Genomic DNA, 17,691 nt, shown 5'->3' on the forward strand with positions numbered 1-17,691 from the left:
GAGAAACTGCCATGAATATAAAACGAGCAAAAGAAGAAATTAAAACAACCATAGAAGCTTACTTACTAAAGGATGCCTACGGAAACTACGAGATTCCATCTCTGCGGCAAAGACCTATTTTCCTCATGGGACCTCCCGGTGTGGGGAAGACCCAGATCATGGAGCAGGTGGCAAGAGAATGCCAGGTTGGCCTGGTAGCTTATACCATCACCCATCATACAAGGCAGAGCGCTGTTGGACTTCCATTTATCCGGGAAAAGGAATATGGAAATGAAACCTACCGCGTGACCGAATACACCATGAGCGAGATCGTAGCCTCTGTGTATGAAAAAATGGAGACCACAGGGCTTAATGAGGGGATTTTATTTATTGATGAGATCAACTGCGTTTCTGAGACCTTGGCACCGACGATGCTTCAGTTTTTACAGTATAAAACATTTGGAAACCATAAGATTCCGGAAGGCTGGGTCATTGTGACGGCTGGGAACCCGCCGGAGTATAATAAGTCAGTCCGGGATTTTGATGTGGTGACTCTGGATAGAATCAAGCTTATCCAGGTAGAGCCGGATTTTGAAGTGTGGAAGGCTTATGCGTATGAACATGATTTACACCCGGCGGTTATTTCTTATTTGAATACAAGACCGGAGAATTTCTGCCGGATAGAAACTACGGTAGATGGGAAATTCTTTGCCACTCCAAGAGGCTGGGAGGATTTATCCCGCTTTATTCAGATCAGTGAGCGGATTGAAAAGGACGTTGACCGGGATGTAGTGGGAGAGTATATTCAATTTCCTAAAATTGCCAAGGATTTCACAAACTATCTCCACCTATACTACAAATACCAGGACGATTACCAGATCGATGAAATTCTTTCCGGTGTGATTCGGGAAACTCTTTGCAATAAGTTAAATCGTGCTCCATTTGATGAAAAATTAAATGTGATTGGACTTTTACTGTCAAAGCTGGGACAGCAGTTCCGGGCGGTAGCAGATCAGGCGGATAGAACAGGGCTTTTGATGGAGGAGCTTAAAAAGGTAAATCCAGAAGTTGATAGCGTTGGAGATCAGTCTATGGTGGAACGGCTTTCTGTTTTGAGAAGAGAGTGGAAGGAAGTTTGGAATAAAAAGCGGGAAGCTGGGCTTATTAATAGGAGAGAAGATTATCTGGCCAGGGATGTGGAAGGTATTATGGCTAGATATGAGGAGACTTTGAAAAAGGAAGAATCTGAGGAAGAGCATGTGGATGTGAATGCTTCATGGAATCGGATCCGGGAGCTTTTCAAAGAGGAAAACCAGCGGTATGAAACACTTCTTGAGAGTGGTGGCAAGGCTCTAGAGCATGCTTTTGATTTTATGGAAGCTGCTTTTATGGATGGCCAGGAGATGGTGGTGTTTGTTACAGAATTAAATACCGGCTACTACAGCGTCAAATTTTTAAAAGAATACGACTGCGAAAGATATTATCAGTATAACGAAAGACTTCTATTCAAGGACCGGGAAGATGAATTAAAATCCCGAATTGATAGTTTGGGAAAATAATGTATAAAAACCATATCTCTGCTCCATAATATAAAAGAAAAGGAGGTAGAGCCATGGGAAATAAAGCATTAAATTACACAGCTCTGACCATTGCCATTATCGGCGCAGTAAACTGGGGACTGATAGGCTTCTTTAACTTTGACCTGGTTTCATTTATCTTCGGCAACATGACATGGATTACGAGGATTGTGTACGGCCTGGTAGGAATCTGCGGGTTGTACCTGCTTACCTTTTATGGTCATAATGAGGCTAGAGCAGACTGATAATTGTTGGTTAAAAACGGAGGGCATTGCTGGGTGACCGGGAATTGATGGGTCATGAGGCAGTGCCCTTTTGTTGTTATGGGTAATAAGGGAGCAAGTCGATAAAAAATAGCGCTTATATAGATTAATGTTAATTCATGATGAGAATGGCATTTAATTTAGCTAGTGATATACAATGTGATACTACTACGGTTTCCATATATAATTTTATTTCTTTATATACATAAATTAATAGGTGGATATAACATGGGAGAGGATGTTATAATGTAATGACAGTAATTTTATATAAGTGGGTCAATATTTCACTTCGATACAAATTATAAGTTAGGAGAAAATAACTTATTTTTTTTTGTAAGAATACGATATTAATTAATAGGAAGAGTAATTCAGGGAAATTTCTTCTTAAGACCCTTATAGATAAATAATAATTGATCAGGAGGAAATTTTAAATGAAGTATAAGATCAACCTATCACAGTGTATGATTGTTAAAAATGAAGAAAAAAATATACGAAAAGCCTTAACTTGGGGCAAGAGCATTGTATGTGAACAAATCGTTGTAGATACTGGATCTACCGACAGAACGGTTGAGATTGCAGAGGAGATGGGAGCAAAAGTCTTTCATTTTGAGTGGATAGACGATTTCTCGGCTGCCAAGAATTTTGCTATTGATCAAGCATCAGGAAACTGGATTGCATTCTTGGATGCGGATGAATATTTTTCTGAAGAAGACGCACAAAAAATAATTCCACTTTTAAAATATCTGCAAAAAGATGGAAAGTACTCTGCAATGCCCGCTATTATCAGATCTTCATTGGTAAATTTAAATGATGAAGGAAAGCCTGGTTCTTTTGCAACTCAGGACAGAATATTCTCCAATAATCCTGCTTTGAGATACCAAAATAGGATCCACGAAACACTCCAGGCGAGTGCTGGGAAAAAGCATGTGGTATTTGATGCTACTGACAGGCTTACTGTCTTTCATACAGGCTATACTAAGAGCGTATTTGAAGAAACCCATAAAATGGATAGAAATATAGCTCTTTTGAAGCGTGAAGTAAAAGATAATCCAGAAAACTACAATGCATGGGCTTATTTAGGTGATGCTCTTTTTGGAAATGAACAATATGAAGACGCAGAAAATGCTTATAACCGTGTAATTGAAAATATAAAAAATGTTTTTTCCCAAGAGCGAAAAGATTTGATTTTTTCCAATTTGCTCAAAATGAAATTCTTAAGACGTATTGACAATGAAGCATTAATTATGAAGGCATATAATCAGTCAGTCGAATGTAATTGTTCTACTCCTGATATAGAATATTGGGTCGGCTCCTGGATGCTGAATCATGGAAAAGAGCAAAAGGGAATTGAATATTTTGAATTAGCATTAAACAAACTTGAGCAATATCAGGGGCATGGTGTTCTGGATGTTGCGGCTGAACTTCCATACATATATCAGACACTATTTGAATTTTATTATAAATCCATTAATCATGCTGCTGAGGCTGTAAGATATGGTGTTCTATATCTGCGGGTAAAGCCTTATGGAGAAAGTGTATTAAAGGGTTTACTTCAACTTTTAGGAAACGGAGCAAGAGACGAGAAAACTACGGAGGCAATTTTAGGGTTTCTATTTAAGTTGTATGATTTTACCAAGGCTAAAGATAAGCTGTTTTTAATTAGAGTTTCTAACAAGCTTTTTTATCATGCACTAGAACAAAAAGTCTATGATTTACTTTCTGAGGAGGAAAAGGCTTTTTTTAATCAAAATAAACAATCAGTTTATCAAAATTAAGTAAATATCCAAAAGAGATTAAGAGATTACTAGTGAAAAAGATAACGTATAGTATTATTATTTAATTTCATCTATGAAATTATAAAAAGATATATAAAACACTTATGAAAGAAAAAGTTATGACGATATAAGTAATAGTGTACAAGAGATATACGACTGTATGACTAGAGTAAAATAAGGATTTATAGTATAATAGTCCTCTGCAATCAGGCATAAATATGATATGCAGTTTCTTAAATCGGTTTTGGCTTTTCATTCAGGGCCCGAATGGAGAGTTTGAACATAAAAAATTAATACGGGGGACAAGGAAGTCCCCGTCACAATCCAAGGAGGTTTATATTATGAGAATTCAACACAATATCACAGCTTTAAACTCTTACAAAAACTTAACAAACAATAATAATACAGTAGGCAAGAACCTGGAGAAATTATCTTCTGGTTACAGAATCAACCGTGCAGGTGATGATGCTGCTGGTCTTGCTATTTCCGAGAAGATGAGAGCTCAGATTACAGGTCTTGAGACTGCTTCTAAGAATGCTAGCGATGGTATTTCTTTAATTCAGACAGCAGAAGGTGCATTAACAGAAGTTCATTCTATGTTAAACCGTATGGTTGAATTAGCTCAGCAGTCTGCTAATGGTACTTATGATAATGATGTAGACCGTAAAAATCTTCAGGCAGAATTAGATTCCTTAACTTCTGAAATTGACAGAATCTCAGAAGGAACTAACTTTAACGGAACAACTCTGTTAAAAGGTGGCAATATGGCAACCAATGGTTTGACACTTCAGATCGGTGATACTTCAGACAGCTTCAACCAGCTTAATGTTAAGATTGCTGATATGAGCAGTAATGGTTTAGGAATTGATGGATTAAAGATTGATACACAGACTGACGCTCAGGCTGCTGTGAAAAAAATAAAAGATGCTATTAATACAGTATCTGATACTCGTGGTAAACTTGGTGCAGCTCAGAACCGTCTTGAGCATACCATCAACAACTTGAGTGTAACATCTGAAAATATGACAGCAGCAGAAAGCCGTATTCGTGACGTTGATATGGCTAAAGAAATGATGTCCTATACAAAGAACAACATTCTTGTACAGGCTTCTCAGGCTATGCTTGCTCAGGCAAACCAGGTACCACAGGGTGTTCTTCAGTTATTAAAGTAATTATTGTTTATTATATCACATAGAAAAAGGGCTTGTCATGTTTCGTGGCAAGCCCTTTTTCTATGTGATATGATATTTTAGTAAATATAAAAGGAAAAAATTGTATAAGGAGAAATTACAGGTAGATATGTAATTATATGTATATATTTGTCGATATATTAATAGAATATTTGAATGTTAAATGCATTTCTTGTCTTTGTATATTATTAAGAACAAGTTTTAAGAGATATGTAAGAAAATATGCAGTAAATAATCATTAGGTAAGGCAAAAACATTTTAATGACTGTAACAATAGTGTATGGTTTCTTTTAGATTACTAAAAAAATACATTAAAGTGCATATAAGTGAAAGGTATTATAGATTGTTTGATTGTAGGATGTTGCACAGTAGTCAAGTAAGTAGACACGATTATCAGAAAAAACTTTCTGGAACCAGTTACTAAGTTTGATTCTAGAAGAGTTCTTCGCTTTCATTAAGGGTTAGCAGTCCAAGAAAACCATGTGGTCTCCTAGAGTTGTAGAAACCTTCAATGTACTCAAATACGGATGGCTTCAGCTACTGTAAAGAGTGATAGGTTTTTCGGTTGGTTTCTTCTTTTTTTAGATATTTAAGGAAATTTCACAGCTGGCATTGTCAAAGGGATAGCCTTTCTTAGAAAATGACTGCACTACATTAAGAGAATCTAATAACTGTCTAAAAGCAAATGCAGTATATTGAGATCCTCCATCATAATGAAATATGAGCCCTGCAGGGCACCTCCTTCTATCATAAGCTTTTTTAAATGCAGTCATTACCAGATTGACATCAGGTATTACTGAAATGTTCCAAGAAATGACTTTGCGAGAAAATAGTTCCATTACAATGCAGAGATAATACCAATTCCCAGAGACTTTGATATAAGTGAAATCACTTGCCCAGACAATATCAGGGGATTTCTGATTGAATTTCTGATGGAGATGATTGGTGCAATCACCATTATCTTTATGCCGATAGTTACGATATGGCTTTTCCGTAGACATTCGTGGTAATTGAAGTGTTTTCATCAGTCGGTACACTCGTCCAACACTCATGTGGATACCATGATCACGCCGTAAGACATAGGTAATCTTATATGCACCAAGACGCTTGTTATAATCAGCATAGATTTGGAGAATTCGTTTGGCTATCTCCAGATTTTCTTTGGTGTGGTTAGCAGGTACGGAATGGAAATGCTATAATGTGTACTTCTGTTGCCTCCTAATACATTGCAAAGATTTTTTATGTCATGCTGAAAATGAAGCTTATGAACAGCATCTAATCGTTGCTGGAGTGTGGCGTGAAGATGGCAATCGCTTTTTTTAATATGAGGAGTTCCTCCTCAAGCTGAGCATTGCGTTTTGAAGGTCTTTCACTTGTTTGGCAGTCAAGACTTCGCCATGATCCGTTTTAACGGTAGAGTAATGTTTGATCCAACGGGTAAGCGCGGTTAGGGATACCCCGTATTCTTTACAGAGAGTAGCCTATGTTTTACCGCCGGATTGATAAAGGTTAACGAGAGTACGCTTGAAGTCCTCGTCATACCGTGTTCCTGTTTTGCTTGTGGACATGAGTAGATACCTCCTTTTTGTGTCTGATTAATTGTAATATATAGTTACTTATCGTGCCCACTTTTATAATATAGGTCCAAATTTTATAATAGATTAAATAAAGAAAGTAAAAAACTAGGTGTGCTGATAAGATAATTGTGGAAGAACTTTAATTACATATATTTTGCATCTATTTTTCTTTATAAGAAAAAGCTTGAATTAATATTAATAATAATATGATGGGGAGAATTAATGGAAGAGATTCTTAATTAATGATCTAAAAGAATGCATTAATATATTCTTTTAGCAAAGTAATCTTACGGTTCCTCCTTTTAAGTGCATATATGCGGGGAATCTATTTGTCAAATGAGTCGTTAATAATTAAGTAATGTTGTACTAGAAGGGAGGTAGCGAGGTTACTTATTGCAGCTTGGATAATTATAAAAATTAATTCAATTATATAAGTGAAAATTTACGATATTAATATAAGAATAGATAAGGTCTCAAAATAAGAAAGGCATATGGTATGAGAAAAGCTCAGAAAAAATTATTGTTAGAATTTATTCAAACACTTTATCAAGCACAGGCTCAGGTAAAGATTATGATAGATAAAAAAAGTTTTGCTCAGGCTGGTGAATTGCTTGAACAATGCCAGGAGGGGGTGATTCACCTAGGTAGTTTAATTGAGAAGTCAGAAGGGGAAAACTTTGTCACTGTCGGTTTACTGGAAGAGTACTGTGAAATGGTCTATCATATTTATAACGACATCAGTGAAAATAAAACTGGAGGCGGAAGTAAAATATATAAGCAGCTTCATAAGCAGCTTATACGAATTGAAAATAGTGTAAAAAGTGATATTAAACAAAAGATTGAGGCAGTTTTTCTTCCATACAATGCATCAATGTGGGATTCTCTGGAAAGTGTATGGAAAGCAGCTGATGAGGCTGAAGATTGTGATGCTTATGTGATTCCGATTCCTTATTATAATAAGAACCCAGATGGAAGTTTTAAAGAAGAACGTTGGGAAGGTGATCAGTATCCTGATTATGTTCCCATTACAAGATATCAGGATTACAGCTTTGAAGAACATCATCCTGATCTGATATTTATTCACAACCCGTATGATGACTTAAATATGGTAACGAGCGTTCATCCATTCTTTTATTCCAGCAATTTGAAAAAATATACTGATAATCTTATATATATACCGTACTTTATTCTGGAAGAAATTTCACCGGATGATCAAATGACAATAGATAGTATACAACATTTTTGTACGCTACCGGGTGTGCTTAATACAGATAAAGTTATTGTACAATCTGAGGGTATACGACAGATTTATATTAATGTATTAACTAAAAGAGTAGGGACAGAGACAAGAAGTTATTGGGAGAAAAAGATATTAGGTATTGGCTCTCCAAAGATGGATAAGGTATTGAGTACAGTAAAAGATGAATTGCAAATTCCAGAGGAATGGATGAACTTAATTCATAGACCAGATGGGAATAGGAAAAAAATTGTTTTTTATAATACTAGTATTGGGCCATTATTGCAAAATGATGAAAAGATGCTGAGAAAGATAAAAGACGTGCTCAATGTTTTTAAAGATAGAGAGGATATATTAACTCTTATTTGGCGTCCACATCCGCTTATTAAGGACACAATAGAATCTATGAGACCTCAATTGTGGAATGATTATAAAGATTTGGTGGAGTGGTATCGGGAAGGCGGTTGGGGGATATATGATGATTCACCGGATGTTGAGAGAACAATGACATTATCCGACGCCTACTATGGAGATAACAGTTCTTTGGTTCCAATGTATAAAAAGACACATGAATTTACATTAATTCAAAATGTTGACATTGGTATAGAGGAAAGATGTAGTTACGGCGGATTGGAGGCAGCCATTCTGGTCGATCATTGTATCTGGGGAGCCGCAAATGACTTTAATGCGTTGGTGAAAATAGATAAAGAAACAAATAGTATGGAGATGATTGAGCGTTTCCCTGAGGAAGATGCTTTATCAGTACGTTTATTCGGGGATGTGGCCTATACAAATGGTAAGTTAATATTTGCACCAATGTCAGCAAATAACATAGTTATTTATGAGATTGAAAATAAAAAGTTTAGATTAGTTCCCATTGATGAAAAAATTGTAACAGGCAGCAGATCTTATGATAAAGAACATAAATTTTGCAGAGTTATAGTGAGGGGAGAGGAGGCCTATATTATTGGTTGTTCATTTCCTGCTATTTTAAAAATGAATATAAATAACTATGAAGTAAATTATATAACAGATTGGGTAAATGTATTGAATAACCTTATATCTGATAAAAATATTGTGTATTTTCGTAGTGTATATGTCTTAGAAGGAACAGAAATTTGGCTTCCATCATATTCGTGTAATATGTTAGTAAAGTTCTCATTAGTGGAACAAGAATTTCAATATTATTCTATTGGAAAAAGAGAAAATCATTATTCTGATGTTGAGTTTGATGGGAAGTTATTCTGGTTATCATCGGTAAACGGGCATGAATTAATATCTTGGGATCCACAGACCTGCTCAATCGTTCATACTGTTAAGAAGGTGAAAGGAATGGTAACGAGCAGAATGTTTATTGAAAATTCTATGTTGTACCTCATTCCGTGGGATGATAGCAATATATGGAAGGTTGATATAGTAACGGGACGGCTTGTCGATAGAATTAATATTGGTAGTGGATATAGCGGATTTTTAGGATGTATAAAATGTGATAAAAAATTATTTTTGCTTGCCCGAGAGGGTGAAGTTATAGAAGTAAATGATTTAGAAAAATTTGTCTGGGTAGAACATTATATTGAATATACTAATGATATTTTATATAAGGAACTATGCAAGAGGAGTATGGTATTAGGGTTAAAAGAAGGCAGAGAGACCAGACTTTGTGATTTTTTGCAAATCCTGTTAGAAGAAGACCTGACTACCGTAGAAGTTTGTGAAAGCAATAAAGTGGGCAATAAAATATTTAAGTTAGTCAGTGAAATATATTAAGTTTTTGTATAAGCAGATAGAATGAAAGGAAATACCCATGCAGGATATGGAAAAGTGCTATGGAACAAAATCAAAATCATATAAAAATATCGTATTATATGGGACTGGCTATGGAGCAGAATATATTTTTCCCTATTTTGAGACACGGCAGATGCTATCACAAATATATGCTGTTGTGGATAGAGATGATAGCCCGATGATAGGAATGGATTTTCATGGATATAAAGTAAAAAAACTATCAGATGTTTTGGAGCACACTGATGTTATAATGATTGTTTCAAAAGATTATTGGCAGATTATATCCGAGCGTGTTCGCAGGCTGCTTGAGAAGAAGAATATTCATATTCCTGTTATAGAAGTGTTTAATGAGGAGGCTTTATATAAATCCAGGGAAATTAATGTCACATATGTGGATAACAAGATAAAAGAAATATTAAAAGAAAATTTAATTCCACATTTCTATATATTGTGTGTTGAAAGCATGGGAGATGTTATAGCATGTGAACCAATAGCAAGAACCTTAAAAATAAATGTCCCAAATTCTCGGGTGACATGGATAGTAAAGCAAATGTATTTAGAAATAGTAAAATATAATCCTTTTGTTGATGAAGTTTTAGAGGTTTCGTGCCTATCTGAAGCCAGTGATTTTTGCAATAGTCTAAAACAAGCAAATAGTGTTGTTATTAATTGTCATTTTAATAGACGGGCATGTTCAAAAACTAAAAAAGTACATTGGAATGATATTAATCCGATGATAAATGAAAATACATACTATAATTATGGGTCTTTATTAGAGAGCTTTTCTTTAATAGCAGGTATGAAAAAAATATCGGATGAACCATATTTTTATGAGAGTGGAAAATCTGAAAATCCCATTGAAAGAGGAAAAAGATATATTGTAGTTCATTGTAAATCATCAGAGTCATGCAGAGACTGGCAATGTAATAAGTGGAATGAACTGGTACACCGAGTGGTAAGCGAGGGGTATTATGTGGTAGAGATTGGCTTAGAGCCTATTATTACCAATGAATCAGAGCGATATATTGACTGTACAAACATCCATGATATACAAATTATTGCACAAGTAATAAAGGGCGCTGATATTTTTGTTAGCGGTGATAGTGGATTTGCCCATATTGCAAATTGCTATCGAAAGGAGGCTATATTGCTTATGGGGAAATACAGGGATTTTAATGCACCTATGCCATATACGGGGTATTATGCACTAGAGAAAGAAAGTAATATTATGTATGCAAATGGTAGCAGTGTACATAGTTTGGAAGTAGATCAAGTATATACACAGGTAATTAAGAAATTACCGCATTATTTATAATGATTAGAAAATAAAATACAAGGATTTTATAGGAGAAAAATATGATTCCAAGCCAACTTCAAAGAAATGTGGTTCGCACAGATACACCGGCAGTATATGCTCACTACATTGTAACAACAAATTCACTTTATCCACTGGCTCTTGTTTGTGATGAAAAAGATAGACTTATAGGTGTAATAGGTAGCGGAGAGATCAATCCTATTAAAAATGATCTTATATATCAAAATTGTGGAGAAATTTGTAACTCAAATTTTTGCTTTTTAGAAAATGGAAGTGAGGCTTCTATTTATAGTAAAGCAAGGAATATATTTGCAGAAAAACAGTTAATTACTTTGCCTATTATTGATGAAAATAAAATGCCAGTTAGGCTTTTTGGTAAATGGCAAGCATTTTTTAGAGAAAGTTATAAAGACTTACCATATTTCTTTTATGCGCATGGGTTGCTGTCTGCTGCGAAGTATGCAAAAAAGCAAGGGTATAATCGTATCAGTACTATTGAATTTGGGGTTGCTGGTGGACGAGGATTGATTCACATGGAACTTTATGCAAGAGAAATATCCCGCTTGGCTAATATCGAAATTGATGTGTACGGTTTTGACTCAGGAAAAGGACTGTATTCACCTAGAGACTACCGTGATTGCCCTCAGGAATGGATAGAAGGGGATTTTAAAATGAATATTAATGGCCTTCAGAGCCAGTTATATAAAGCGAAACTTGTGATCGGGGATATTTGTGAAAGTACAAAGACATTTTTAGACAGATTTAATCCGGCACCTATAGCATTTATTTCTGTTGATGTTGATCATTATACACCTACAACAGCCATTCTTGATATGCTTTTGCAAGATCACAAATATTATGTTCCAGTTGTGACAATGTATTTTGATGATGTTCTTGATACGATGGAATTTCAGGGGGAAACTCTTGCAATTAAAGAATTTAATGCAAGGAATGAGACCATAAAAATATCACCAGAACATACTCGATTTGATGAAATATGGATGCACTCAGAAAGCAGTATAAATGACTGGAAAAATATTCATCTTTCTGCAATGAAATGGTGTAGCAGATTTGAACACCCTTTATATACAACAAAAAGAACTTCTAATGAGATTTTGTAATCAGGTTTAGACCATGCATATGTTAAATTTTAATGCTAGTATGTTGCGTAATTGTATAGGGAGACTAAAGATGAATATGAACGAGTATATGGATAATGTGAAGGGAGTCAAATGTCTTGTGATTGGAGACATTATTTTAGATGAGTATATATCCGGCATTGTCAATCGGATTTCACCTGAAGCGCCTATTCCTGTAATGCATATAGATAGAAAGTGGCATATACTCGGAGGGGCTGCGAATGTAGCGTGCAACATAGCCGGCTGTGGAATTGAGACTGTCCTATGCGGAGTGTTAGGGGAAGACTTCAATGCAGAAAAAGTAATAAAGGGTTTAAAAGAAAAAGAGATTGAATTTTGTGGTCTTAAATTAAAAGAAAGAATAACAACAACTAAAACTCGTATTGTTGGACCAAACCAGCAAATAGTTCGATTGGATGAGGAAATAACTGATGTGATTTCTTTAAGTGAAGAAGAAATCTTGTTTCGGGATATTATGAAATGCCTGTCCAAAGTAAAAGTATTAGTTATTTCGGACTATAATAAAGGTGTATGTACAGAAACTTTTTGCAGAAGAATCATTCAAGAGGCAAATAAACGTGGCATTTTTGTTATAGTAGATCCAAAGACGAAGGACTGGTCAAAGTACTCTCATGCTGACCTTATCACTCCAAATTTTAAAGAGTATTGTGAGGCTGTAGGAATGGAGCTATCGAATAATGAACAGGAAATATGTCAGAGCGGAAAGCATATCTTTTCTAAATTTTACCTAGGAGGTATACTAGTGACTCGTTCACAATATGGTATGACATATCTTTATAGTGACTTACACTGTTTTTCCTGCACAACCAAAGCTCGGGAAGTTTATGATGTATCAGGTGCCGGTGATACTGTGATAGCTGTAATTGCTGCATTTTTGTCAGCGGGTTATCCTTTGGAGAAGGCTATAGAGGTTTCTAATTTTGCAGCCGCTATTTCAGTTGGGAAAAAAGGGACATATGTTGTATCTATTAATGAAATATCTGATGTAATTGAAGAAAGGGCCATGAATTTACACAGAAAAATTGTTTCATGGGCTGAAATTGAAAATACAGTGAAGCAGTGGAAAGAGATGGGAGATAAGATTGTTTTTACAAATGGGTGCTTTGATATCCTTCATCGAGGACACGTAGAATACTTGAATTTAGCCAGAAAACAGGGAGATCATTTAATCGTTGGTTTAAACACAGACAGGTCGATAAAGGCTTTAAAGGGTGACATGCGCCCTGTTAATAATCAGGAAGATAGGGCTTTATTGCTTTCTTCACTCTCTTTTGTGGACAAGGTAGTGCTGTTTGATGAAGTAACTCCCTATGACTTAATAAAAATGATAAAACCAGACAAATTAATAAAAGGTGGAGATTATAAGGAATGTAATGTGGTTGGAAGAGAATTCGCAAATGAAGTTATAATTGTGCCTATTGTGGAAGGGTACTCAACGACAAATATTATTTTAAAAAAAACAAATATTTAAGTTGCTGATATTAGCAATAATACATTTTTATGTGGAGAATTTAGAGAAATAAGTGGTAGTATATTAAGGGGGATCTTATATAGACAATAGAAGGAGTAAGTTTATGAAATCATTAAATTTAGAAAAATATTATATATGGGGGACTGGATATAGAGCAGAGCAAATAAATCAATACTATGCTGAACAACTAAATGATATTAACATAATAGGATATATTGATAATAATCCGGCTAAATGGAAAGATTATTTTTTCGGAAAGAAGATATATTCACCAGAAATTTTAATAGAAGATAAAGATGCTTATATTATAATAATTACAAAGTTTTCGCAAGAAATAGTAAAGCAGATAATCGAACAATATCCATGGTACAAAGAGAGAATTGTAGAAAATGAAAATAATATATTTTTTAAACGATTGCAGATTTTATTTAGATATGAAGATTCTGAGGAAAAAGAAATTCAAGATATTGTGAAGTATCTTAAATATCATCAGCTTCAATTGTTTAACTATCCTTTTGTAGAAAAATACAATACTGAGGATTCTCATATAGAATATGATCAGGATAAAAAACTTTATTATGCATTATATTGTGATAAGAAGATGTACTTTCCAAGGTCATTTCAAGATGAAAAATCAGTAAGAGAGTATTTTCGGCTAGTATGTATTCATCAAGATACCGACTCTCCGCATAGATACCTGACGGATAAATTTAATGTTCCTGATAATGCTGTAGTAGTTGATGGTGGGGTGGCAGAAGGTGATTTTGCATTATCAATTATTGACAGAGTAAAAAAAATATACTTATTTGAGCCGGATGGTGAATGGGTAAAAGCTTTAAAACATACTTTTGAACCCTATAAAGAAAAGATTGTGATAATTAATAAATGCTTATCAAACTACATTAAAGGTGATACTACCACATTAGATGAAATATTAGATGGGTCAAATGTGGATTTTATAAAAATGGACATTGAAGGAGAAGAATATTATGCGATGCAAGGTGCACTAAAAAGTATTACAGCAACGGAAAATTTAAGAGTTGTTGTGTGTACCTATCATCAAGAATTTGCATACGATGCAATTAAGAAACTGTTAGAAGATTTGCATTTTAAAACAGAAACTTCTACGGGATATATATGGTGTCCTGCTAGTTTTAATCCCATGAGACCTCCTGTTTTGCGAAAATGTCTTATTAGAGCAGAAAAGAATAGCAATAAAAGTATTAATTAAAATCTTAACCAATAAGAGGTTGGAGAATAATAATGCAAAGATTATGCAAATAAAAGTTTATATAATCTACTATAGATATGTTTTATTAAATGTGGAGGAGTCACGTAATATATGATAAAAGTGGTAATATGGGGAACTGGCAATGTAGGGAAAAGTATGATTAAAAAATTGAGCAATGATGTAGAAATTATTGCTTTTATTGACAATTATTCAACGCTTGAAAGTTTTTATGGAAAGCCAGTGTATAGACCAGAATATGCTATGAATCTGAAATACGATTTTCTTTTAATATGCTCAATTTACTCAGATGAAATTTATAAACAGGCTAAGGAGATCGGAATAGATTCATCAAAAATAGTTATAGGAAATCCAGGTACCATTGAAAAGTATCTAGTTTTTCAACATTTCTTTTTTGACAGAAAACTGGTGGAACTTGAAAAAAAAAGTCATTTGATTCAAATGCTAATAACAGGGATATCATACCATGATGATGGTATTTCATCAAAAAAATTAAACGTTAATGCTTTTAAGTTTGCGAATAGGAGTCAAGATATTTACTGTGATTTTGAAATGGTAAAATATTTTTTGAAAAATTATCAAATGAGTTTGCTAAAATATGCGATAATTGGTTTAAATTATTATAGTTTTGAATATGATCTTTCAAAAAGTAGTGGTTCATGGCAGATGTTGAGATATTATCCATATATTAGCAGTATGCATAATTTGATCAGCCATCAGTATCAGGAGGAATATTATGCAAAAGAAATCAAAAATTTAGAGAGAATTCGCATTCCTAAAGGTATATTTAACTATGATTTAAGAAGATTTGAATTAAATGATTTAGAGGGAGAAAATGCAGCAAATGCTGATTTTTATAAAAACCACCCTGCGACCGTATTTGAAAACAAAAGGATATTAAAAGAATATGTGAAACTTTTATTGGATAATAAAATAAAACCAATATTTGTAATAATGCCTGTAACTAAGTATTATTCAAAATATTGTTCCTCCTCTATCAAAAAAAAGTTTTATGATAATTTAAACGAAGTAATCGAGAACAATAGCAATATACAAGTATTGGACTACTTTGACAAAATTGATTATCCAGATTCTTATTATTATCATATAAACCATATGAATAAAAAAGGAGCAGTGGCTTTCACAAAGCAATTAAATAGGGATATTATCTGGGACAATTAAATCCCTTTAGAATAAATTTTTAACAAGATAAGAGGAAGAAATTGTTGGATCTGTTTATGATGAGCAGATATACGACCTCCACATATATAACTAATGCTACTAATAATGTAATAGCTGTTCATTCTTGAGCAATAGAAGAGAGCTTCAAGTTTTTTATTGTTGAATTAAAAAATAGTAAAAAGATATTTAAAGTATAAAGTTATTAAGCAATACAATAGATATATGCAGCATCTTGTAGATTTTACTATCATGAGAGCACCTGTTTTGGAAGAGGGACTATGAGAAAAGAGAAAAAAATGAAGAGTAAAGTTTTGGCAATTTACTTACCGCAATTTCATTCTATTCCAGAAAACGACATGTGGTGGGGAAAAGGTTTTACAGAGTGGACAAATGTTAGACGTGGAAGAAGCTATTACCCAGGCCATTATCAACCTAGAATTCCTTATCAAAATAATTATTATGACTTATCTGATTTAAAGGTTTTAGAAGGCCATGTACGACTTGCTCAAGCCTATAAGATACAAGGGTTTGCTTTCTATCATTATTATTTTGCGGGTAAAAAGGTATTAGAAGGTCCTATAGAGGATTATAGAGATCACTCGAGAGAAACGTTTCCTTACTGCTTGATTTGGGCAAATCAATCATGGACGCGTACATGGTATAGAGCAGATGCAGGAAAACAAATCCTCCTACAACAAGTATATGGCAATGAAGAGGAATGGAGAGAACATTTTAATTATTTACTGAAATTTTTTAAGGATGAAAGATACATAAAGGTTGGAAATAAACCAATATACATCATATACTTGCCTCAGGATATTAAGCACAGAAAGGAAATGTTTGATTTATGGAATCGACTAGCTATTGAATGTGGATTTGATGGAATCTTTCTAATAGCAATGAATACTGGCTGGGGAGTGGATAAATCAAAAAATTTATATGATGGTTATATGAATTTTGAACCGATGCATACAATCTGCGGGGATACATCTTATCGGCAACAAGTGCTACGTTATAAAGAAGAACATATAGATAATATCAATAAGGAAAAATCTTTATTTAAAAATAAGATATATGCCCAAAATACATTTTCTTATCCATATTTATGTAAACAAATAGAAGCTCTTTCAATGGAATACGATAATAAAAAAACATATTTGGGTGCTTTCCCAGGATGGGATAATACAGCTAGAAAAGATGAAGCTGGTTGGATTGTTCCTGGAAGTACCCCAAAAAGATTTGGGAAACATATTGAAAAGATGCTCCATTTTTCGGAAAAGTTAGGAAATGAATATCTTTTTTTGAATGCATGGAATGAATGGTCAGAAGGTGCTTATATTGAACCAGATCAAAAATATGGATATGGATATTTAAAAGAATTAAGAAGAAGTATCATGAAATATGAAAAAAATTAAAGGAGAAGTCGTGAAAAAAGAAAAAATTATAATGGAATTTTTTATAACGGGGGTTATTGGATTAATTATAGGATTTGCTACGATTTGGAAAATATTTCGTGAAGTGATGAAACGGGATAATCAGGAAAAGGAAAAAACAATAAGTTACTATCGAATCCTGAATCAGTGGTTGTCCCTAAAACAGAGTAAAAAATCAGTTGTAGAGTTTTTTGAAAAAAATAATTACAGTACAGTAGCAATATATGGTATGAAGGAAATGGGTGAACGATTATTAGAAGAGTTAGAAGGTACAGGGATAGAAGTTAAATGCGTGATTGACCAAAACCCTGTTGACATTTGTAAAAGCATTACCGTTATACATCCAGATAATTCAATACCGCATGTTGATGTAGTTGTTGTAACAGCTTCTTATTATTTTAGTGAAATAAAAAATAAGCTAATAGGAAAAGTGTGTGGGGATATTGTATCAATTGATGATGTGGTCTATAGTAAATATTAATTTTATGTACTGAGCTG

13 protein-coding genes are annotated in these 17,691 nt (G+C 33.9%); 12 read left to right on the plus strand and 1 reads right to left on the minus strand.

The annotated features are described in order from the left end of the window. Positions 1-11 precede the first annotated feature (11 nt). The 4 genes from T546_RS0106830 (at position 12) to T546_RS0106845 (ending at position 4,766) form a co-directional block, all read left to right on the plus strand. Positions 12-1,538 (plus strand): ATP-binding protein, encoded by a 1,527-nt coding sequence (locus T546_RS0106830; RefSeq protein WP_026890978.1) that lies wholly within the window; start codon positions 12-14, stop codon positions 1,536-1,538. A 53-nt stretch (positions 1,539-1,591) separates the two neighbouring features. After that, the gene (locus T546_RS0106835) at positions 1,592-1,801 is read left to right on the plus strand and encodes a DUF378 domain-containing protein (RefSeq protein WP_024837805.1); all 210 of its coding nucleotides are present in this window, start codon (positions 1,592-1,594) and stop codon (positions 1,799-1,801) included. Positions 1,802-2,250: 449 nt separating this feature from the next. Continuing rightward, positions 2,251-3,594: a glycosyltransferase gene (locus T546_RS24525; RefSeq protein ID WP_026890979.1), complete on the plus strand. Its 1,344-nt coding sequence runs from the start codon at positions 2,251-2,253 to the stop codon at positions 3,592-3,594. 341 nt (positions 3,595-3,935) lie between these two features. After that, positions 3,936-4,766: a flagellin N-terminal helical domain-containing protein gene (locus T546_RS0106845; RefSeq protein ID WP_026890980.1), complete on the plus strand. Its 831-nt coding sequence runs from the start codon at positions 3,936-3,938 to the stop codon at positions 4,764-4,766. A gap of 599 nt (positions 4,767-5,365) precedes the next feature. Here T546_RS0106845 and T546_RS25880 read toward each other — a convergent pair. Further along, positions 5,366-5,938: an IS3 family transposase gene (locus T546_RS25880; protein ID WP_156951298.1), complete on the minus strand. Its 573-nt coding sequence runs from the start codon at positions 5,936-5,938 to the stop codon at positions 5,366-5,368. A 919-nt stretch (positions 5,939-6,857) separates the two neighbouring features. On the opposite strand from T546_RS25880, the gene T546_RS25695 reads away from it, so the two are divergent. From T546_RS25695 to T546_RS22995, 8 genes are all read left to right on the plus strand, one after another. After that, on the plus strand, positions 6,858-9,365 hold the full coding sequence (locus T546_RS25695) for a YncE family protein (RefSeq protein ID WP_207641309.1): 2,508 nt from the start codon (positions 6,858-6,860) through the stop codon (positions 9,363-9,365). Between the two features lie 37 nt (positions 9,366-9,402). Further along, positions 9,403-10,698, plus strand: a complete 1,296-nt coding sequence (locus T546_RS0106865; RefSeq protein ID WP_026890981.1) for a glycosyltransferase family 9 protein — start codon at positions 9,403-9,405, stop codon at positions 10,696-10,698. Positions 10,699-10,739: 41 nt separating this feature from the next. Then, complete coding sequence (locus tag T546_RS24530; RefSeq protein WP_051629646.1) at positions 10,740-11,819, plus strand: CBS domain-containing protein; 1,080 nt, start codon at positions 10,740-10,742, stop codon at positions 11,817-11,819. Positions 11,820-11,889: 70 nt separating this feature from the next. Continuing rightward, on the plus strand, positions 11,890-13,329 hold the full coding sequence (locus tag T546_RS0106875; protein WP_166429802.1) for a PfkB family carbohydrate kinase: 1,440 nt from the start codon (positions 11,890-11,892) through the stop codon (positions 13,327-13,329). Between the two features lie 103 nt (positions 13,330-13,432). Then, the gene (locus tag T546_RS0106880) at positions 13,433-14,560 is read left to right on the plus strand and encodes an FkbM family methyltransferase (protein ID WP_026890983.1); all 1,128 of its coding nucleotides are present in this window, start codon (positions 13,433-13,435) and stop codon (positions 14,558-14,560) included. Positions 14,561-14,671: 111 nt separating this feature from the next. Further along, complete coding sequence (locus T546_RS0106885) at positions 14,672-15,760, plus strand: D-alanyl-lipoteichoic acid biosynthesis protein DltD (protein ID WP_026890984.1); 1,089 nt, start codon at positions 14,672-14,674, stop codon at positions 15,758-15,760. 278 nt (positions 15,761-16,038) lie between these two features. Next, a complete protein-coding gene (locus tag T546_RS0106890; protein WP_084326207.1) occupies positions 16,039-17,175 on the plus strand; it encodes a glycosyltransferase WbsX family protein in 1,137 nt (378 codons plus the stop codon). After that, positions 17,162-17,674 carry a hypothetical protein gene (locus tag T546_RS22995; protein ID WP_051629648.1) on the plus strand — a complete coding sequence of 171 codons (513 nt, stop codon included), beginning with the start codon at positions 17,162-17,164 and terminating at the stop codon, positions 17,672-17,674. Before T546_RS0106890 ends, T546_RS22995 begins: the two co-directional genes overlap by 14 nt. Positions 17,675-17,691 lie beyond the last annotated feature (17 nt).

Origin of the sequence: [Clostridium] aerotolerans DSM 5434 (genome assembly GCF_000687555.1) — a bacterium.
GTDB lineage: Bacteria > Bacillota > Clostridia > Lachnospirales > Lachnospiraceae > Lacrimispora > Lacrimispora aerotolerans.